Origin of the sequence: Vibrio sp. 10N.222.49.C12 (assembly GCF_041475025.1) — a bacterium.
Lineage (GTDB): Bacteria > Pseudomonadota > Gammaproteobacteria > Enterobacterales > Vibrionaceae > Vibrio > Vibrio crassostreae_C.
Window position 1 is genome coordinate 106,671 of sequence record NZ_JBFRVF010000010.1, and the last position, 19,681, is coordinate 126,351.

Here is a 19,681-nt window from a genome sequence, read left to right on the forward strand (position 1 = left end):
CAAGTGATTTTTTGTTAGTATCACCACCAAATTACATAACACATGGACGCGTCATGTCTTTTAGTTGGATAGCCTTTACTCTCCTTGCTGCCTTTAGCCAATCTTGGCGCAATGCCTTTCAAAGTAAATTAAGTGGCACCATGAGCGTGGCTGGCGTGACGTTGGCGCGTTTTATTTGGGCTGGCCCAATCGCCCTTATTTACCTCTACACCCTCTATCAATGGCAGCCAGTCTCCGCACCGGATTTTTCGGGTGAGTTTGTTTTCTATATTGTTGCTGCCGCCATCATGCAGATCCTCGCGACAGGCTTAATGGTGATGCTGTTCAAGCTAGAAAACTATGCGATAGGCGCAGGATTAGCCAAGTGTGAAGCCCCCGTGTCTGCGGTGCTATCCGTATTGTTTTTTGGTACTGCTTTGACACTAACAGGTTGGGTCGGCGTACTTATTGGTACTTTAGGCGTGCTAATCATGAGTAGCGCTTCTGGCTGGCGAAGCTTGTCCCCAAAAGTGTTCTTATTAGGTATGGCGTGTAGCACCGCCTTTGCTTTAACGTCTCTTTGGGTACGGGAAGCAAGTTTGAGCATAGGGTTGCCGTTCCCTCATAGCGCTGCTTGGGTGCTGTTCCTCGTCATTTCCCTTCAGACAGTGATTATCTGTACGTATCTCTTTTTCAGAGAACGCGACACGCTGCGCCTGATATTCAAGAAGTCGAAACTGGTCGTAATGACAAGCCTAGCGAGTGTTATCGGTTCTCTGGGTTGGTTTAGCGCAATGTCACTTCAAGCCGTTCCGTACGTAAAGACGCTTGGGCAAGTCGAAGTGATCTTCATGGTGTTGATATCCTACTTCTGGTTAGGACAAAGCATCGCACGCAAAGACATTCTTGCACTCATCTTACTCTCTATTGCAGCGGTATTGGTGATGTGGCAGTGACGATCTCGTTAATATGACTAGGACAAATTGAAGTCATATTGCGACCGTTTGTTTTCGCTTGATATAACGCTTTGTCGGCTCGACTAATAAACCCATCCCAATTCTCATGTGGGTGAAGCTGAGCGACACCGAAACTCGACGTCAGAAACATCTCATTCCCTTGCACGGCTGAGATCTCTGAAATAGATAATCGCAGCTTACAAGCAATAGCCTGTGCTTGTAGGAAATTAACATTGGGCAATAAAATCATTATCTCGTCTCCGCCAAAACGAAACGCACTGGCTGTTGGCGATGTTTTGATTGCACTTTGAACCATTTCAGCAAAAGACTTGATCACGAGGTCACCCACAATGTGTCCGTGTTGGTCATTGATCGACTTAAAGTTATCAATATCCATCATAATGGCACTAACAGGTGCAGTCCCCGCCTGCTTCATGACGACTGGAACCATTTCATCTAAAGCTCTGCGGTTTCCCAGTACCGTTAGAGGATCGCTGTAGGACAGCTCGTGAATAGAACTAAGCAACCTTGCGTTAATCAGCCAAAGCATTGTAAAGCTCATCGACACAATAAGAACGATGCTCACTAAAAAGGCAAGTTGATGAATGAGAGTGGCCGCCATGAAATCCTGGAGCTCAGCGGAAAATAGTGTCACCACAACTCGAAAAACCATAAACCCGCCATATATCGTAAATGACAAGGCCATCATCCGAATACCTAGAGTCAAGTCATCACGCCGGCCCTTTAATACCGCAAAGGCAGTGCAAAGAGTCACAAAAGCCAGATATAAACTAATGAGGATAATTCGAGCCTTTATGGAAGGCTCATAGAACGTGAAGTAAATAAAACATGGCAAAAGAGCCAACATCATTAGACTACTGAGGTAGGTGCATTTGAGAGAGTATTCTCGAAACAGACATAAGCTATACAAGGCGAGATGAAAACCAAGCGCAATGACCATATTGGCACCAATAACGGTGACCCAATCAGGGAACTCCCCTCTTAGGCTCAACATCAACGGCCCAGTTCCGATAACAAATATTGAAATGGAAAAGATTGAAAGCCCTTTAATGGACTGTTGAGTGAATTGAAATAACAACAAGCCAATACAGTAAATGAAAGAGAACAAAATAATAATAAAATTAAGTGTTCTCATATCCAGCGAAAAACCATCCATGATTTTCTATCTTCCATACGCAACCAAATTTCAACATGGTCAATAATCATGCAAACCACAAAAACATTCACCATGTGAATCTTTTTATTTTATAAAAAAAGGGGGTAGATCACATATGCGGAGATTTTTATCGCATGAGTCCATGATATGGATAGGCATGTAACACTCGCCCCCATAGAGTTTTATCGCATCACTGAATCTACAGGCTTCTGCACTCGTTACTTGGTTGAATGACGACTGTCTGGCATTATGCGCCCAAGAAATCTCTAGGGCTGTTGACCTTAGTTATTATACAGCAAAGAATGAACGAAGGTAGTCAGTGGTAGAAAACAGCCAACAATTAAGTGACCGTTACGACGAACATGGTTACTTTGTTATCAGAAATTATTTCAATGAAGCTCAAATTGCATCGCTTAGAAAAGTCGTGCTGAAATTTCATGAATCATGGAAAGCAGACAACGAAGAATTCTATAAAGAAGAAGCATTTAACTCGTCTTTAATTACGGGAAGCGAGTATTTGCCTGCCGACGATAGAAGCGTGCTTTTCGACTTCATAAGCTCGAAACAAGTGATGGATGTGGTTGATGCGGTGATTCCGAACAAGCCGGCATTCATGAATACACAGCTGTTCTTCAACCCAGTAAACCCGCAGCAAAAAGACTTCTGGCATCGTGACTGTCAATACGACTACGACATTGATGACCAGATGAAAGTCATCATGGAAACCCAAGTATTGCATCTGCGAGTGCCCCTTTTTGATGAGCCCGGCATGGAACTTATCCCCGGAACGCACAAACGTTGGGATAACGAAGAAGAGTACAATGTTCGCCAAGAAGAAAACGGCAAAGTGAGCAGCGATGACATCTCTGGTGGTAAGCAGATACCGTTAGCCGCAGGTGACTTATTGGTGTTTTCAGCGGATATGATCCACCGAGGCCGATATGGCTTGGATCGTTTGGCTTTGGATATTTTGATCTTCGATTCGGCGGCAGACTATGTCGACTACGTTGATGACGACTGTTTACCGACGCCAGCTATGTTAAGCAATATTAGCGACCCAAGGTTGTTTATGAACACGCTACACTTAAAATCAATGCAGTACTCATAATCCATAAAGGTGCCCAAACTATGACTGACACTAAGCAAAATACCCGAATTAGCCAGTTCCGTTTCGGTCAGCCAAAAGAATCTCTCAAGTTAGAACATGTCGCTTTAGGGGTACTAGACAAAGATAAAGTTCGCGTACAAATTGAAGCGACTAACATCAACCCTAGTGATCTGTTGTCGATTTATGGTGTGGGCCAATACAAACATAGCCATCAGCCGCCGAGAGTACCGGGATTTGAAGCGGTAGGAAGGATTGTAGAATCCAGCAGTGCTAAGTTTATAGTGAATCAACGAGTGCTTGTGGCAACCAGTGGAACATGGCAGAACTATGTCGATGTATCACCAGATGATCTGTTCCAAATTCCTCAACATTTAGACAATGGCTACGCCTGTCAGTTGTACATTAATGCGCTAACCGCATGGGTGCTAACGACAGAAATAGCCAAGCTGACCCAAGAGGATGTGTTGATCATCAACGCGGGCAGTTCAGCCATCGGTAAGATCTTCTCCCAGTTATCAGCATCACTCGGCTTCAACATCATTGTCGTTACATCACAGCAGACACAATACCCTGCCACTTCCTGTTGGGTGATAGATGCGAACGCTGATCTAGTTTCTCAAATTAAGGCATTAGGCTTGCCTATGCCAACCGTTGCCTTTGATGCGATTGGCGGCTCACCCGGAACCGATCTTGTTCACACCCTTGGCAACAACGGGCGCTTTATCAACTATGGGACGCTGTCGTTGGATTTTTACGAGCCACGCTTCTTTGAGTACGCGAAAAACCAACACATCGATTTCAGCACCTTCTTCTTGCGTTATTGGGAGGAAGCAGAAGGTAAAGATGTTCGCCGTGATAAGTTCACGACCATGCTAGATCACTTCATCACAAACGACATTCAGCTCGACGTTGACCGCTATCTACCATTCGATGAAGTGCAAACCGCGATTGATCTCATTGAATCGAAAACCACACGCCTAGAGGGCAAGATCATCTTACTGCCACAGTAAGTGAGAGTTGGACGATATATACCTTGTTTATTTCAACAGGCAAGACGTTCAACAGCTTACAAGCGTGCTTGTTAATACACCATCGCTTAGGAAGTTTGATTAAAGAAATCGAAGATTGAAAAGATAGCGAAGAGTTGTGGTGCATTTCTCCATAACTTAAGTGGTTACGAGATGGTCATGAATCACATTTATTTGAAACATCAATTAGTTATATCATTAGAAATATGATACTGATCACCCATAAGATAACCTCGATTCTATATGGTAGCGTCATACTTAAAACCACGATGTGAACATACTTATGAAAAGACACATACTATCAAGCGCCATCCTACTCTCTCTAGCCTTTCCCACCTTTGCAGCTGATGGCGACATACACGATGTCACGATACTGGGTACTTCAGATATCCACGGTCATTTTATGGCGTGGGATTACGCGGCAGATAAACTCAACACTCGTGGTAGCTTGAGCCAAATCGCGACCAAAGTTGGTGAGATCCGCAAAGAGCAATCTAACATTATCCTTGTCGACGCTGGCGATACCATCCAAGGCAACTTCGTAGAAACCTTCAAAGACGAGCCCGTTGATCCAATGATGCTTGGCTTTAATCACATGAAATACGATGTGTGGGTTTTAGGTAACCACGAATTCGACTTTGGCCTCAAAACCCTCAACAGGGCCGTTACCCAATTTAAAGGGCAGTCTCTCGGTGGCAACATCAAGAACAAAAACGGAAACCCATTCCTGCCTGGTTACACCATCCTAGAACGCGGTAGCATTAAGATCGGCGTGATCGGAATGGATACCCCAATGACGGAGGTCTTTGCGCAAGGTACCAACCGTTTAGAAGGCGTCACTTTCACTAACCCAACCTTGGAAGTGAAAAAAATCGTCAAAGAGATTGATGATCAAGTGGATGCCATCGTATTGGTTGCCCATATGGGGATTGAAAACGAGAATGACATTGCCGACACCGGTGTCACCGACATTGCCAATGCAAACCCAGAGCTTGATGCCATCGTCGCTGGTCACATGCACACTCGCATCGATAAGGCTGTTGTGAATGGCGTTATTATTACTGAGCCCGACAAGTATGGCCGAGCCCTATCTCGTATTGATCTTCAATTTGAAGAGCGCGATGGCACATTCACTCTCGTTAACAAAGACAGTTTCACCTATAAAATTAAAGGTATCGACTCTGATGAGAATATGGACGAGTTATACCAGCCTTATCACAAACAACTCCGAGAAATGGCTAATAGACCTGTCGCTCAGCTTACCGGCGTTGATTTAGTCCCAGAAAACGAAATCCGCGGTATCCCTCAAGTCCATGTTCAAGACACAGGCATCAGTGCGCTATACCAAGAAGCGAGCTTCTTCTATGCACCCAAAGCCAATGTCATCGCACTTCAAATAGACAACGACAATGCAGAGCTCGACGTTGGCCCAATCAAAGCCAAAGACATCGCGTACAACTACCAATACGCAGGTGGAGAAATCACTGTCTACCAGATGACAGGCAAAGAGTTAAGAACCTACATGGAATGGTCTGCGGGCTACTTCAACTCAGTGCAACCCGGTGATGTGACCTACAGCTTTAACCCTGAACGCAGAGCATCAAAATACTCGACCAATGACTTCTTCGCGGGCGTGACTTATACCATCGACCTTACTCAGCCTGCAGGTACACGCATCACCAACCTCGCGTTTGCTGATGGCACACCGGTTACTGATCAAACAGAAATCCGTATTGGTATGAATAGCTATCGAATGGGTCATCTAACCAAGAAAGGCGGCGTGCTAGAAGGTGAATCGTTCCCTGTACTCTTTGATACGGAAGCAGAGTATGGAGAAGAAGCAGGCACGATCCGTAACATGACTATCAAGTATCTTAAAGAAGAAAAGAACGGTCAGTATGAAGGTAAAACTCAGCAGCGATGGGCACTTTCTGGTTTAGAGAGCCGCTACAATGAACAGCGAGAGATCGTAAAGTCATTAATTAATGATGAAACCATATCAATCCCAACCAGTGACGATGGCCGCTACACAAACATCGCTTCTATCAACGTAAAAGAACTGATGTTCAAATCTGACGAAGCCAAACAAGCAGCCATAACCACACGCGAAAAGAAACTGGCGCAGGCGACTGAGCAAGAGAGTAAGCAAATCAAACGCGAAATCACTCTGATTGAAGCACTCAATTAACCCCTGACCTCAACCAATAACGACTTAACGACGCTTAGAGCGTGGTTAGGTCGTTGATTACGGAAAGTTGAGTACGATCCATATTAAGTGACGTTGAAAAATAGAAGTAAAAGCAGACTCTTTGACACACTCATTACTATTGTAAGCAAGTACTTTGCAACTTGAAGGCTACACCGCCTCCCCCCCCTTTTAGTAAAACCTAATAAATCAGATAGTTATCCACAGGTAGCCCCATTTCTTTATCTTGCCTTCCATCACATGCATGTTGATAATACGAAGAATCTCTCACATAAGGCGAGAGCTTCTTTATAGGTAATAATATGAATAACCCTGAATTGGTTTTCGCTATCGCTGCTTTGTTAGGTGCCTTAGCAAAATTAATCCTCGCAATAAAGTCCAAGTAACTAGATTTTCTTGGGCCTTACTAACCCTGATTGGCTTCAACCAATCGGGGGCGTTTTCTTTTAAAACGAATTGGAATTGGGACAATTTTTAACATAGATATTTATTATCTATAAACAGCCCCAAAAGCCTCCTAGGTGACTCTAAGCTCCCACTTACACCTGTATTCCTCCTCACACTGATCTATTTCCCTCTTTTCGAAGTACAAGTTATTAATTATTCGATATAAATCGCTTTCTTTTTCAAATTGTTGTCTACAGTTTTATAGAGCTTGTCGCTTCAGTAATTGCCACAAGTAACGACACCTTTTGATGGTAAGTTTTGGTTATAAGGAAAGGAAATGGAAAGCCCTATTGTCACACTCACACATGCCAACAAAAGCTTTGTTGATGGTAAAGACACTCATAGCGTGTTGGAAAATGTCGACTTCACTTTGGCGACAGGGGCAAGCGTGGCTTTGACAGGGGCGAGTGGCAGTGGAAAGAGTACTCTGCTTAACATCATTGCGGGGTTTGAGCCTCTATCCGGTGGCGAGTTGTGGCTCGATGGCGAGAACTCATTAGATTGGAAAGATCCACAATGGAGCCGATTTCGTCATCAAAAATTGGGCGTTATCTTTCAACAGTTCAACTTATTGACCCCACTCAACGTAAAACAAAACATCGCCTTCCCTCTTCATTTAAATCAACAGAAATGGAGCGACTGGTGCGATTATTTAGTTGATGCATTGGGCATCAGTGAGCTACTCGAAAGACATGTATCCGCACTCTCTGGCGGTCAGCAACAACGAGTCGCAATAGCGCGTGCGCTAGCCCATAAACCCAAACTATTGCTTGCCGACGAACCCACAGGTAACCTCGACCACAAAGCAGGCATTGAGGTAATGAAGCTGCTGAGTGAAATCACCACACAAGGCAACACTGCGGTGCTTTTGGTTACGCACAGCCCAGAATGCGCCAGCTTTATGCAGACAAAATTGGTGTTAGATGATGGTTGTTTAAGGAACGCGGATCTAACCCCAAGAGCAGCAGCGTTGTGAGTAATCCAATGAAGCAAACTGGCTTCGCTCAGAACCAGCTCACCCATACCAAACTGACTCTGAATCTATTCGCGGCGCACTATCGTCAATCACCATTGCAAGCCGCAGCGATTCTGATCGGCATTGTGTTAGCGGTCACCTTGTTTGTCGCAGTGCAAGCCATCAACCTCAATGCCAAGCGCAGTTATGCAGAATCGACCGAGCAACTTAGCGCTCAAGCGCAGAACCTTATCATTCCACCAGCAGGGCAAAACTATTTGCCGGAATCGCTCTACTTCAGCTTAAGACAAAGTGGATTAAGCGCAGCGCTACCTGTTATAGAAGGGCGAGTAAGAGACGAGCAAGGTCGACGTTGGTCAGTTCAAGGCAGTGAGTTGATCGCCGCCCTCACTTCAAGATCTCGTCACGCTCGCGTCGACGAACAAAGCAACACTCAAACCAAAGAACCAAACATTTCCCTGTTCGACAATGCCTTACCTTTGCCGCAACTCTTAGCGGGTGAACCCATTGTGATGATGAGCCAGTCGCAACACCAGAACTTGGGAGGAGTAGACACACTCACTTTGGATGAAGTGCTCACTCAAGTGGTAGTGCTACCAGATGAATGGCAGCTAGGTAGCCGAATGTTGATGGATATTGGGTTCGCTCAGCAACTGCTTAACAAGCAAGGGCAACTGAGCTACATCGCTATTTTTGACACTAAGAGCGACACTAACAGCAATCCTCAGGATAAATGGCAAAGCCTTATTGGCGAGCAAGGACGATGGATTTCCAACAACCAAAGTACGGATCTGGGTTCAATTACCGATAGCTTTCACCTCAATCTCACCGCCATGAGTCTGTTGGCGTTTTTGGTTGGCCTATTCATCGCTTACAATGGTGTGAAGTACAGTTTACTGAAGCGCAATCGGCTATTGGTGCAAATTCAACAAGCCGGCATTGCGCCAAGCATCGTGTTTTCAGCTCTGTTAGTCGAGCTGACTCTTTTAGTCACACTAGGCGCGTCGCTTGGTTTCATTCTCGGCATCCAACTCAGCCATTGGCTGCATCCAACCGTCGCGATAACACTTGAGCAACTTTATGGTGCAACACTGCTTCCCGGTACATGGCAGTGGCAATGGTTAGTGCAGGCACTGCTACTCACGCTGGCCGCAACGCTTGTCGCTTGTTGGCAACACTTTAAACAGCGTGTGCGACAACCCCTCTCTTCCCATGGCGGTTTCTATCAAGCGCCGGAAACGTCTAACGAAAATCAGCTGTTTGTTATCGGGTCAGTATTAACTATTCTCGCGTTAGCAGGTTTATGGATGAGCGAACATCATCGCTTCACCATGGCATGGCTCGGTGTGTTAGTGGTATCGATTCCTTTGTATTTGCCCAAAACGCTAAGCGTGCTAGCGAACTGGAGCGAAAAACGCACCCAATCGGGGTTAATACAATATCTGTTTGCTGAGCTACGTGAACTTATTTCCCCTCTCTCCCTTGCCATGATGGCGTTGCTTCTCGCTGTCACCGCCAATATCGGAATGAATACCTTAGTCGGCAGCTTTGAATCCACGTTAAAGCAATGGCTTGAACAGCGCTTACATGCCGATATTTACGTTAGCCCTGCCCAAGGTGAAATCGCGAATGTGGAACGTGCGTTAGAGCAGTTTGAAAATGTTGAAACCGTTTATAAGCAATATTATGTCGATGATAACTTGCAGGGCTTACCTACTTTGCTCGGCACCAAAGACAAAGACACACTTGAGCAAACCATGGTATTTCAATCCCACCTTGATGATTTCTGGACGCGCTTTTACCAAGGTGAATTCGTGGCGATCAGCGAACCTACGGCAGTGAAGCTCGGCTTGCCGCTTGGAAGCCGACTCAAGCTCGACGCGATCCAAGACAAAGCGCTCATCGTCGGGGCGATTTTCCACGATTACGGCTCACCGAATGGCGAAGTGTTACTTGCACCTAATTTGTGGATCGAAAGCGGATTTACTGACTTACCCACCAGCTTGGGAATCAAAGTCTCTGGCGACCCACAAGTGGTGTACGAACAGTTACGCCAACAACTCAATCTGCACCCAGGTCAGCTTTACAATCAAGCACAGATCAAATCGATCGCGTTGGATATATTCTCACAAACTTTTGCCATCACGCGGGCGCTTAATGGCGTCACATTAATGGTGGCGGTGATTGGGTTGTTCTGCGCCTGTTTCATGTTGCTCGATGCACGTAAAGCCGCCATTGCAAGGCTGTATGCACTCGGTGTTAGGCAGAAAAAATTGATGGCAATGGTGGTCGGGCAAATCGTTGTTCTGGTCGCCTTTACTCTGGTTATCGCTTTACCACTCGGCGCTATGGTCGGTTATGTGTTGACGGACATCGTTACCCTGCGCGCCTTTGGTTGGAGCTTAAATTACGTATGGAATTGGAGTGATGCACTCAGCATCGCAACCATCACCATTTTAGTGGCAGTGATTGCGACCTTGATTCCACTGTGGCGTTTGGTCAGCAAACCCGTGGTATCCAGTTTACAGAGTGAGGTGTTGTGATGAATCGAACAATGAGAGTTTTCGTTCTCACACTTGGCATCTTGCTCCTTTTAGGGTGCGATGAATCCACTCAACCATCAGCTCAAAATATGGGCTCAATACTTGGCACTGGAAAACAAACCGACGATGAAACGGCAATCGATCAAGCGCAATTTTCTCCGGTAGTAAAAGGTATCGACATCACTTTCCCTGCCGACCATCAAGCACATCCAGATTTTCGTCATGAATGGTGGTATTTAACCGCAAACTTAATTGATGAAGAAGACAATACGTTAGGCGTGCAATGGACACAATTCCGCTTTGCGGCTGCACCACAGGAAAGTGGCAATAGCACTAAGGAAACTACGTGGCAAAGTCAGCAGATCTACATGGCACACAGCGCTGTCACCACTAAAGACAAACACTATGCCGATGAAAAATGGTCACGCGACCAAGCCGACCTTGCGGGTGTAAGCGCTTCGCCGTTTCGTGTTTATCTTGATGACTGGCAATGGAACTCTTCAAGCGATGATCTATTCCCCGCAACCTTGAACGCTAATTCAGATCAGTTTGGCTACTCGCTTAAGTTAACCAACAACGCGCCTTATCAAAAGCAAGGCGAACAAGGCTACAGCACTAAAAGTAGCGATGGCAAAGTGGCTTCCTATTACTACAGCCAACCATTCATTAATGTATCGGGTGAGGTAACTATTGATGGCGTGACGCATCAGGTTTCTGGTAAAGGTTGGATAGACAGAGAATGGAGCTCTCAGTTTTTACTCGACTCGCAACAAGGCTGGGATTGGTTTGCGCTAAGGCTGAGTGATGAAACCAGCTTGGTGGTGTTTCAACTCCGAAACTCAACAACAGGCAAAGCCAGTTATTCCCATGCAAGGCTGATGAATCAAGATGGCTCCGGCATCGCGATTAAGCAGCAAGACATCAGCTTAACCGCCATCAAGCAAACTAAAATCGACGGGCGTGACTACCCATCAGAGTGGCAAGTTTCGATTCCAAGCCAGCAAATAGAACTGACCGTCTCGGCACTCAATCCAAATGCCAAAATGCCGCTGTCGGTTCCTTATTGGGAGGGGCCAATCGTGATTAAAGGTTCTCATTCCGGAGCTGGCTATATGGAATTGACTGGGTATTAAGTCCTGTATTAATAAAGGTGAAATCTGACAACAAATACATCCGTTCTGTTAGGAACAACAACGAACTACAACAAACGGTTCTTATACTGCTCTGGCGTTTGGTTCGCGTAACGTTTGAACATGGTGATAAATGGGCTTGCTTGGTTATAACCCAATGTAAGAGCGACCTCTTTAACCGATTGGCCGTTTCTCAACAAGTCCATTGAGTATAGGTAGCGCACTCGCAGTCGCCACTCGGTAAAGCTCATTCCAAGCTCGGTCTGGCAGTGGCGAGAAAGGGTTCTTTCCGTGGTGTGGACACGTTCAGCCCAATCTTTCAGCGTCACTTCATCGGTTGGGTTCTCTTCAACAGAAGCCAATATAGGCGCTAGATACTTATTATCGGTTGAAGGCAAGAAGTGGTGTTCAACCTCACGCTGCGCAAGTTGGTCAAGCAGTACCTGAACGAGCCTTTGGTCTTGCTCGGTTTCCGCAACATTGATCCCACGATCGCGAAAATCATCGATAATAGAAGACACAATCGGCGTGATCTTTATAAGGCTGGTTTTATCTGGCAGGTGTTGCGTGAGTTCTGGGGCGATATTTAGTGAACAGTAGTCCAAAGGCTTACGGTTATAACTGCAATGCATCACCCCGGCCGGTACCCAAATCGCTAGATGTGGTGGCGCTAGAAATCGAGTGCTTTCCGCTTCCATCTCTAATATACCACCACTGATCAATTGAACCTGTCCCCATGAGTGGCTATGAACTCGGGTTTCAGTGTTCGAAAGAAACGCTTCAAAATTCATAAATACGTTGGATGGTGCCTTATCAATTAATAAGGATGGATGAAGGTTTCTGGAGTGTTTTTTCAAACTTGTCTTCCTATCGCGCTTAATGTCTTTATAAAGATACTTGTAAGTATAACGACCTGTCAAACTAGCCGCATCAACTCATTCGCCACGGAATTCACATGCATTACCTATTACCATTTTTTACAGTCTGTATCTGGGGCGCCAATGCAATCGTCAACAAGCTTGCTGCAAGCACCATAGAACCTAGCGCAATGAGTTTTTACCGCTGGTTTTTTGCGATGTTAATTCTCACGCCTTTCTGTATTCGCCCAGTGATGAAGCAGTGGGCTGTCATTAAGCCAAACTTATCTAAATTAGCGTTCCTCGGCTTTTTGGGCATGGTGTTGAACCAATCTCTAGGTTACTACGCCGGCTTAACCACAACCGCCTCTAACATGGCATTAATCACTTCTTTGGTTCCATTGGTCAGTGTATTTTTAAGCGTCCCTTTGCTGCACAAGTCGATTTCTAGTTTGAGTATTGTGGGTGGTGTATTGTCGCTGTCAGGCTTAGCCCTGATGTTAGGTAAAGGCGATCCGTTATTCTTCATGCATCAAGAATTGACTCAAGGCGATGGCTATATGCTAATTGCAGCCTTTGTTTATGCTTCGTACTGTGTACTACTGAAACGCTGGAAAATGCCAATCAGTAGCTGGGTGGTGATTTACATTCAGGGTCTGTTTGCTGTCGCGATGCTTACGCCACTTTGGCTTACCAGCGAACAGCTTTTACCACCACAACAAGCGCTCCCATTGATTGCTTACGCCGCAGTTGCCGCTTCGATTTTAGCACCTTGGATGTGGGTGAAAGCGATTGACACCATTGGTGCTGACTCAAGCGCGATGTTCATGAACTTGCTTCCGGTTGTTGCGATCGTATTAGCTGCGACATGGCTTGGCGAAGAAATTAACCAGTTCCACATCATTGGCGGTGTGATGGTGATTTCAGGTGTCATTCTTGCTCAAATTAAAAGAAAACCAAGGCTTGAGGCTCCTCTCCCTCAACAAAGCTAAACGCATTACCCACGCTCACATTAGGGTGAAAATTCAAACTCACGTTTCACACAGCAAATGAGAGTAGCTACTGTAATCCATACTATGATGAGCTCTTACAGCAAGCGAGTAAAACGGAAGATTAGTCTAAACGCTTTACTTTATATCAGCACGATGAGTCGTTAATCAACTATTCTTCAGCAGTTATACCTTTATATCATTACAATCACGCACGATTAGTGCGAAATACACTAAAAGGCTTCCCAAACAATAATCCGAAAGGAAATATCTACGCGAAGGATCTATACTTCATAAAAGAGTAAAAGTGAGCTGAAGAATAAATAGTTTTAACTACCACTTTAGTGGTAATTACGATAAAGTCACTTTAACTAAACCAAACAAGCAACGGTTAGTTGGCAAACAATAAAAGGTACCGACATGAGTACCTAAAGGCTTAGAAACACCTAGCATTACGCTAGGTGTTTTTTTTTTGCAATCGACCTATCTAGTGACTTAATCAGTATTTCTATTCTCTTGCTTGATATCACTTCATCCATGTTTGCCATTCGCCTGATACGCCTTTAAGCACCAATATTCATCAACTGATCATCTGTTTGAAAAAAATAGTCTTAACCATGAGATTATCCGCTTTAACTTATGTCATCTTAAGTATATTGTTACTAGCAAGTAACAAGCATGTTACGCAGCAAAATAATAATGAAGGAAGATAGATGAGCAGTAGCAATAGCCGACAAGATGGTAAACGAGACGTTACTCTGCGTTTTTTAGCTGAACCCGGGGATGTGAACTTTGGTGGTAAAGTTCATGGTGGTGCAGCAATGAAGTGGATCGATTTAGCAGCCTACGCTTGTTCCGCAGGTTGGAGCGGTAAATACTGTATAACAGCCTATGCAGGCGGAATTCGATTCGTTGCCCCAATTCATGTAGGCAACCTTGTGGAAGTAAGTGCAAAGGTCATTTACACAGGTTCATCTTCAATGCATATCGCTATCGACGTGCAAGCAAGCGACCCTAAACAGCTCAATAACCGCCTAACAACTCACTGTATCGTTATTATGGTCGCTGTCGATGAGAATGGTAATCCGACTAAAGTGCCAGAGTGGATACCAGAGACGCCAGAAGACATCGAATTACGAGATTCGGCTATTCGCCTAATGAACATGCGAAAACAGATTGGTGAAGAGATGGAAGCTCACGTGAAGTACCTTAAGTAAGGTCCACCAGCTGCCCTCCCCCTACAAAACCTTATTACAATGCCAAGCGCCTGCTTGGCATTGATCTATTTGATACCTTCGTGCTCTACACAGCCAAATCCGCTGCACACCCAATACAGACGATAAGAGCGTGATACCCAGCCAAAGGTTGAAATGAATCGGCACTTGTTCGCTGATTTATTTTGACTGTAATAAAGTCGTCATTTTGCTCTGATTAAATACCGCCAATCATAATAGATGCATTTGAATTTCTTGGAGCCACTCTTGAGCGTCATACGCCCCACTCTTAGCGAGTCTACACTGAACAATTTAAAGGCTGTTGAGTACCAATGGGTTAGAACTTTGTACGTCGAAGGCTACGACAGCAATGAAATCAACCACTATATCCAAACGTGTTTCGGTGGAGATCCGACATTTGCCGATCTATTTCGTCGCGTGGCACTCGATCAAGAAAGCATCTATGTGCTATTGCAACACTTAGGTTGTGCTCCTTCTAGTAAAGAGTTCTAACTTCTAAGTCCCACCAAAAACCAGAAGCATAAATAAACCTACATCCATAACCCTCGTGAATGTCACTTGAATATTCTGTAACTACCTCTCGCTTACCCATACATTTTCAGTGCAATTTCAGGTTTTGTTGCATACAAATCATTGAAGTATCACGCATTGGAATATTCACAACATATCAATAGTACAACAGCCACTTATACTCAGTGTCTGATTTGTGAGACTAGTTCATTTCTACAAGTAACCAAAATGAAGTGGTCGGTATTTAGGAGAGAAGTAACTCGAAACTTTGGGTTTTAAAGTAGATATGAGCGCGATAGTTAACGAGTAACGCTGACACAAAAAACAAAAAGTAGCAGGCATAAAAAAACCCAAGTAAATACCTGGGTTAGAGTTACAAAAACCACTAATCATTAATAGCGTAAGGAACCTGATTAGTAGCCAGCTATGCGTAACCTGAGGGTTATTTTTATTACTGATCGGCGGCCAAACCAAATGATGTAATAAAAATGCCAATATAGAGCGACCTAACGGTCGCTCTTTTTCTTTCTTATAGAGTACAGCTTATCCTTTTACACCACCTGCCGTCAAACCACCAACTAACCAACGTTGAGCAAGTAAGAACACGATAGTAATCGGAAGTGCTGATAGTACAGCCGCTGCCGCAAAGTCACCCCATAGGTAGTTCTGAGGGTATAGGTACTGCTGCATACCTACTGCTAGCGTGTAAGAGTTCACATCTGTAAGTAGGATAGACGCTACTGGCACCTCACCCACTGTCGCGATGAAAGATAGGATAAACACAACCGCTAGGATTGGCACAGACAGCGGTAGTAGAACCAGTCTGAATGCTTGCCAAGGCGTTGCACCATCAAGGGCTGCTGCCTCTTCCAGAGAGTTATCAATCGTCTCAAAGTAACCCTTAATCGTCCATACGTGCAGTGCAATACCACCTAGGTAAGAGAAGATTAGACCACCGTGTGTGTTCAAGCCTAAGAACGGAATGTATTGACCAAGTTTGTCAAACAGCGCGTAGATTGCTACTAGAGCCAATACTGCTGGGAACATTTGGAAAATCATCATCGCTTTCAGGATTGTGTTCTTACCTTTAAAGCGCATACGAGCGAACGCGTAAGCCGATGTCGTAGACAGTGTCACAATCAGAATCGATGTGATACCTGCAACCTTCACTGAGTTCCATAACCAAGTTAGCACAGGGAACGGAGGTGACGTTACCGAGCCATCTGCGTTCGTTACTGACATACCCAATGCTAACTTCCAGTGTTCCAATGATGGGTTATCTGGAATCAAACTACCGGTTGCGAAGTTACCTTCACGGAACGAGATCGCGATGATCATCAGTAGTGGGAAGATAATCATTGCCAAGAAGCACCACAACACTGCATGCGTTGCCCACACTCGGTATTTAAGGCCTTTACCTTGTACCATAGCCATTGTCGTGCTCCTTAATCTTGAGACAGTTTAGTGAAACGAAGGTTTAGTAACGCTAGTGCACCAACCAATAGGAAGATAAGCGTTGCGATAGCACTTGCTAGACCGAAGTCTTGACCGCCGCCGCCTTCGAATGCAATTCGGTACGTGTAGCTTACAAGCAAGTCTGTGTAACCCGCTGGCTCAGAAGTACCAATCATGTTCGGGCCACCGTTCGTCAATAGTTGAATCATTACGAAGTTGTTGAAGTTAAAGGCAAACGCTGCAATCAATAGCGGTGTAAGCGGTTTAATCATCAATGGGAACGTAATGCGCTTGAAGTTATCAAGGAAGTTCGCACCATCGATTGCTGACGCTTCGTATAAATCATCAGGAATCGCTTTAAGCAGACCCATACATAGAATCATCATGTAAGGGAAACCTAGCCATGTGTTAACCATCAACACCATGGTTTTCGCTAAGATAGGGTCTGAGAACCAGTTCGGGCTTAAGCCGAAGATATTCTCGAGCACCATGTTGATCTCACCAAAGCTTTGGTTGAATAGACCCTTAAAGATAAGAATCGAGATAAACGCGGGTACGGCGTAAGGCAGAATCAGTAGAACACGATAAATAGAACGACCTTTCAACTCTTCCCATTGCACGATGTTAGCCAATACAAGGCCGATAACTAGCGTGAACGCTACGGTACATACCGAGAAGATAACCGTCCAAATAAAGATGCTGATAAACGGTTCTTTAATGCCGTCATCTTTCCATACACGCTCAAAGTTATGCGTACCAATGCTAACCACGAAACCTGGAGAGATGGTATTACCCGTAAACTCACCATTTGCATCAACAGGCTGGTAGAAACCCACATCCATATTTGGCTTGAGAACTTCACCCGTTTCATTGTTGATTAACGTTTCTTCATCGTCTTGTAGCGTGTAAAGCGGAGCAACAGAAGCAAACTTACGTAAGCCACTCATGCGGATGTCACCACCGTCAGGTAGATTGAAATCAACACCACTGATTGCTGCTCGGTTTTGAATGATCGCTTTGATCTTCTCTTTTTCACCTTGCGCAGACTCAATAACAGATAGGTCCATCTCTGTTTCTGTCATATTGTCTAGAGAAAATACGTCAGTCGCTAACAGTTGATCGCCATCTTTTACAACGATCTGGTGACCGTCATCTGTCTTGTACAATGTAAATGGGTAGCTCTCACCGCTTTGGAAAGAACGGTCTAAAAGAACGGTTTGAGTACGCTCTAGAGAAAGTTGGTTTTTCGCGCTGTAGTTAGTAAACGCAAGCCCTACGGTGTATGCCAATGGGAAAAGAATGAACAAGATCATTCCGGCAATGCCTGGGTAAATATAACGGTGGGCGTAAGTTTTTTTACTACCAAAAATGTAAAGTGCCAAAGCCGTTAAGATCACTGTAAGCAGCGCAAAAGCGAGCTCACCGCGAGAATACATTAGAATTGTAGCGTAGCCGTTTATTAAGCCAACGCTACCAAGCAACCCCCATTTAATGAAGACGCTTTTACTGCCTGGAAGGCTTGATGGTGCTGGGATAGCATCTGTACCTTGAACTGACTGCATAGAGGAACCTGCTAGCGATATAGATAAAAAATAGAAAAGTAAGGAGAGGTTACCCTCTCCTTAAAAGGTAGTGCCTGGGTGTTACTTAACCATACGACCTTCAGCAGCTTTTAGTGCTTGGTCTACTGATTGACGGCCGTCAACTACGTTGCCGATCGCTTCTTCCATGCTGTACCAGAATGTTGTGAACTGAGGGATGTTAGGCATGATTTCACCGTTCATCGCGTTGTCCATTGTTGCTGCAATACGAGTATCGCTGTCTAGTTGACGTTGGAAAGAGTTAAGAGCAACAGCGCCTAGTGGCTTGTCGTCGTTCAGGCTCTTCATACCTTCATCTGTTAGTAGGTAGTTTTCCATGAACTCAACAGCTAGGTCGCGGTTTGGAGACGCAGTGCTGATACCACCCGCCCATACACCAACGAAAGGTTTAGACGCTTTACCGTTGAACTTAGGTAGTGTTGTTACGCCGTAGTCTACGCCAGCTTTCTTGATGTTTTCCCAACCCCAAGGGCCGTTGATTGTCATTGCAACGTTACCTGCAACGAATTCAGACTCAGCTACTGAGTAATCCATGTCTGCAGAGATAACTTTGTCTTGTACCATCTTCTCGATGAAACCTAGAGACTTCTGAACACCTTCAGTCGCTACGCCCGCATCTTTAATGTCGTAACCTTCTGCAGTCTGTTTGAATGCGTAGCCGCCGTCAGCTGCAAGTAGAGGCCATGTGAAGTAAGCGCCGCCACGTAAAGGCCACATGATCGCTTTCTTGCCGTCTTTCTGAAGTTCAGCGTTAAGTGCTGGGATTTCTTCCCAAGACTTAGGTGGGTTAGGAACAAGTGCTTTGTTGTAAATTAGGGAAACTGACTCAACAGCAACAGGGTATGCGATTGTTTTACCCTCGTATGAAACAGCGTCCCATGCGAAGTCTACGATACCTTCTTTAGTTTCTTTAGAAGGTTTGATATCAACAAGAAGTCCCGCTTCTGCATAGCCGCCAAAACGGTCATGTGCGTAGAAGATCATGTCTGGGCCATCGCCAGCTGCTGCTACTTGAGGGAATTTTTCTTCTAGCTTGTCAGGGAAAGCGACGGTTACTTTAACACCAGTATCTTCTTCGAAGCGTTTACCTACTTCAGCCATGCCTTCATAAGCTTTGTCACCACCTACCCAGATTGTTAGTTGTCCTTCTTCGATAGCAGCATTTGCACCAAAAGAACCCAGAGCAACTATTGTACCTAGAGCTACAGCGCTTAGAGCGTTTTTCATGTGAATATCCTTTTTATATTTATACGTAGGGCACATCTACCAAGATGAGCCAGTTTTCGGAGGTTATGATCTGAGAAAACAGACCCTAGCTCATCATCCTAGCCACTACGCCCTAGCTATTATGGCTTAAATTCGTGATCGCCATCCGGTCAGATTAGAGACTGCAATCACAAAACGTATACTCATCGTGATCAACATCACCGTTACGTGGTGGATTTATTTGAACTGGATCGCCAATTATTAATAACCCCATTTAT

15 protein-coding genes and 1 pseudogene are annotated in these 19,681 nt (G+C 45.0%); 11 read left to right on the forward strand and 5 right to left on the reverse strand.

The window, feature by feature from the left end:
• The first annotated feature begins 53 nt into the window (after positions 1 to 53).
• Positions 54 to 935 (forward strand): DMT family transporter, encoded by an 882-nt coding sequence (locus AB4583_RS03305; RefSeq protein ID WP_017067924.1) that lies wholly within the window; start codon positions 54 to 56, stop codon positions 933 to 935.
• On the opposite strand, the gene AB4583_RS03310 is transcribed toward AB4583_RS03305, so the two are convergent.
• A complete protein-coding gene (locus AB4583_RS03310) occupies positions 904 to 2,112 on the reverse strand; it encodes a GGDEF domain-containing protein (protein ID WP_372116419.1) in 1,209 nt (402 codons plus the stop codon). The two genes, AB4583_RS03305 and AB4583_RS03310, sit on opposite strands and share 32 nt — an antisense overlap.
• A 319-nt stretch (positions 2,113 to 2,431) precedes the next feature.
• On the opposite strand from AB4583_RS03310, the gene AB4583_RS03315 reads away from it, so the two are divergent.
• From AB4583_RS03315 to AB4583_RS03340, 6 genes are all read left to right on the forward strand, one after another.
• A complete protein-coding gene (locus AB4583_RS03315; protein ID WP_017059991.1) occupies positions 2,432 to 3,220 on the forward strand; it encodes a phytanoyl-CoA dioxygenase family protein in 789 nt (262 codons plus the stop codon).
• 20 nt (positions 3,221 to 3,240) lie between these two features.
• Entirely contained in the window at positions 3,241 to 4,230 is a 990-nt protein-coding gene (locus AB4583_RS03320; protein ID WP_017067922.1) for a zinc-dependent alcohol dehydrogenase family protein, read from the forward strand.
• 301 nt (positions 4,231 to 4,531) lie between these two features.
• Positions 4,532 to 6,436: a bifunctional UDP-sugar hydrolase/5'-nucleotidase gene (locus tag AB4583_RS03325; RefSeq protein WP_017067921.1), complete on the forward strand. Its 1,905-nt coding sequence runs from the start codon at positions 4,532 to 4,534 to the stop codon at positions 6,434 to 6,436.
• Between the two features lie 742 nt (positions 6,437 to 7,178).
• Positions 7,179 to 7,877, forward strand: a complete 699-nt coding sequence (locus AB4583_RS03330; protein WP_372116422.1) for an ABC transporter ATP-binding protein — start codon at positions 7,179 to 7,181, stop codon at positions 7,875 to 7,877.
• 8 nt (positions 7,878 to 7,885) lie between these two features.
• Complete coding sequence (locus tag AB4583_RS03335) at positions 7,886 to 10,420, forward strand: ABC transporter permease (protein ID WP_372116438.1); 2,535 nt, start codon at positions 7,886 to 7,888, stop codon at positions 10,418 to 10,420.
• Positions 10,421 to 10,431: 11 nt separating this feature from the next.
• Positions 10,432 to 11,553: a lipocalin-like domain-containing protein gene (locus AB4583_RS03340; protein WP_372116440.1), complete on the forward strand. Its 1,122-nt coding sequence runs from the start codon at positions 10,432 to 10,434 to the stop codon at positions 11,551 to 11,553.
• A 65-nt stretch (positions 11,554 to 11,618) separates the two neighbouring features.
• Here the strand turns inward: AB4583_RS03340 and AB4583_RS03345 are convergent, their stop codons facing one another.
• Entirely contained in the window at positions 11,619 to 12,407 is a 789-nt protein-coding gene (locus tag AB4583_RS03345; RefSeq protein WP_029235520.1) for a helix-turn-helix domain-containing protein, read from the reverse strand.
• Positions 12,408 to 12,505: 98 nt separating this feature from the next.
• Between AB4583_RS03345 and AB4583_RS03350 the strand changes: the two genes are divergently transcribed.
• The 4 genes and pseudogenes from AB4583_RS03350 to AB4583_RS03365 all read left to right on the forward strand — a co-directional run bounded on the left by AB4583_RS03350 (position 12,506) and on the right by AB4583_RS03365 (position 15,123).
• Complete coding sequence (locus AB4583_RS03350) at positions 12,506 to 13,399, forward strand: DMT family transporter (protein WP_372116424.1); 894 nt, start codon at positions 12,506 to 12,508, stop codon at positions 13,397 to 13,399.
• A 47-nt stretch (positions 13,400 to 13,446) separates the two neighbouring features.
• Positions 13,447 to 13,701: pseudogene (locus AB4583_RS03355) on the forward strand (peptide ABC transporter substrate-binding protein); the annotation flags it as partial.
• A 408-nt stretch (positions 13,702 to 14,109) separates the two neighbouring features.
• Positions 14,110 to 14,613 carry an acyl-CoA thioesterase gene (locus AB4583_RS03360; protein ID WP_372116426.1) on the forward strand — a complete coding sequence of 168 codons (504 nt, stop codon included), beginning with the start codon at positions 14,110 to 14,112 and terminating at the stop codon, positions 14,611 to 14,613.
• A 237-nt stretch (positions 14,614 to 14,850) separates the two neighbouring features.
• Positions 14,851 to 15,123, forward strand: a complete 273-nt coding sequence (locus AB4583_RS03365) for a hypothetical protein (protein WP_019822928.1) — start codon at positions 14,851 to 14,853, stop codon at positions 15,121 to 15,123.
• 561 nt (positions 15,124 to 15,684) lie between these two features.
• Here the strand turns inward: AB4583_RS03365 and malG are convergent.
• The 3 genes from malG to malE all read right to left on the reverse strand — a co-directional run bounded on the left by malG (position 15,685) and on the right by malE (position 19,424).
• A complete protein-coding gene (gene malG, locus AB4583_RS03370; RefSeq protein WP_017060050.1) occupies positions 15,685 to 16,575 on the reverse strand; it encodes a maltose ABC transporter permease MalG in 891 nt (296 codons plus the stop codon).
• Between the two features lie 11 nt (positions 16,576 to 16,586).
• Positions 16,587 to 18,158, reverse strand: a complete 1,572-nt coding sequence (malF, locus tag AB4583_RS03375; protein WP_017060049.1) for a maltose ABC transporter permease MalF — start codon at positions 18,156 to 18,158, stop codon at positions 16,587 to 16,589.
• Positions 18,159 to 18,239: 81 nt separating this feature from the next.
• Positions 18,240 to 19,424, reverse strand: a complete 1,185-nt coding sequence (gene malE / locus AB4583_RS03380; RefSeq protein WP_017067915.1) for a maltose/maltodextrin ABC transporter substrate-binding protein MalE — start codon at positions 19,422 to 19,424, stop codon at positions 18,240 to 18,242.
• Positions 19,425 to 19,681: the final 257 nt, after the last annotated feature.

Coding starts and splice junctions, on each gene's coding strand:
- AB4583_RS03305 (WP_017067924.1), top strand. CDS start 54: ATGTCTTTTAGTTGGATAGCCTTTACTCTCCTTGCTGCCTTTAGCCAA.
- AB4583_RS03310 (WP_372116419.1), bottom strand. CDS start 2,112: ATGGATGGTTTTTCGCTGGATATGAGAACACTTAATTTTATTATTATT.
- AB4583_RS03320 (WP_017067922.1), top strand. CDS start 3,241: ATGACTGACACTAAGCAAAATACCCGAATTAGCCAGTTCCGTTTCGGT.
- AB4583_RS03325 (WP_017067921.1), top strand. CDS start 4,532: ATGAAAAGACACATACTATCAAGCGCCATCCTACTCTCTCTAGCCTTT.
- AB4583_RS03330 (WP_372116422.1), top strand. CDS start 7,179: ATGGAAAGCCCTATTGTCACACTCACACATGCCAACAAAAGCTTTGTT.
- AB4583_RS03335 (WP_372116438.1), top strand. CDS start 7,886: ATGAAGCAAACTGGCTTCGCTCAGAACCAGCTCACCCATACCAAACTG.
- AB4583_RS03340 (WP_372116440.1), top strand. CDS start 10,432: ATGAGAGTTTTCGTTCTCACACTTGGCATCTTGCTCCTTTTAGGGTGC.
- AB4583_RS03350 (WP_372116424.1), top strand. CDS start 12,506: ATGCATTACCTATTACCATTTTTTACAGTCTGTATCTGGGGCGCCAAT.
- AB4583_RS03360 (WP_372116426.1), top strand. CDS start 14,110: ATGAGCAGTAGCAATAGCCGACAAGATGGTAAACGAGACGTTACTCTG.
- AB4583_RS03365 (WP_019822928.1), top strand. CDS start 14,851: ATGCATTTGAATTTCTTGGAGCCACTCTTGAGCGTCATACGCCCCACT.
- malG (WP_017060050.1), bottom strand. CDS start 16,575: ATGGCTATGGTACAAGGTAAAGGCCTTAAATACCGAGTGTGGGCAACG.
- malF (WP_017060049.1), bottom strand. CDS start 18,158: ATGCAGTCAGTTCAAGGTACAGATGCTATCCCAGCACCATCAAGCCTT.
- malE (WP_017067915.1), bottom strand. CDS start 19,424: ATGAAAAACGCTCTAAGCGCTGTAGCTCTAGGTACAATAGTTGCTCTG.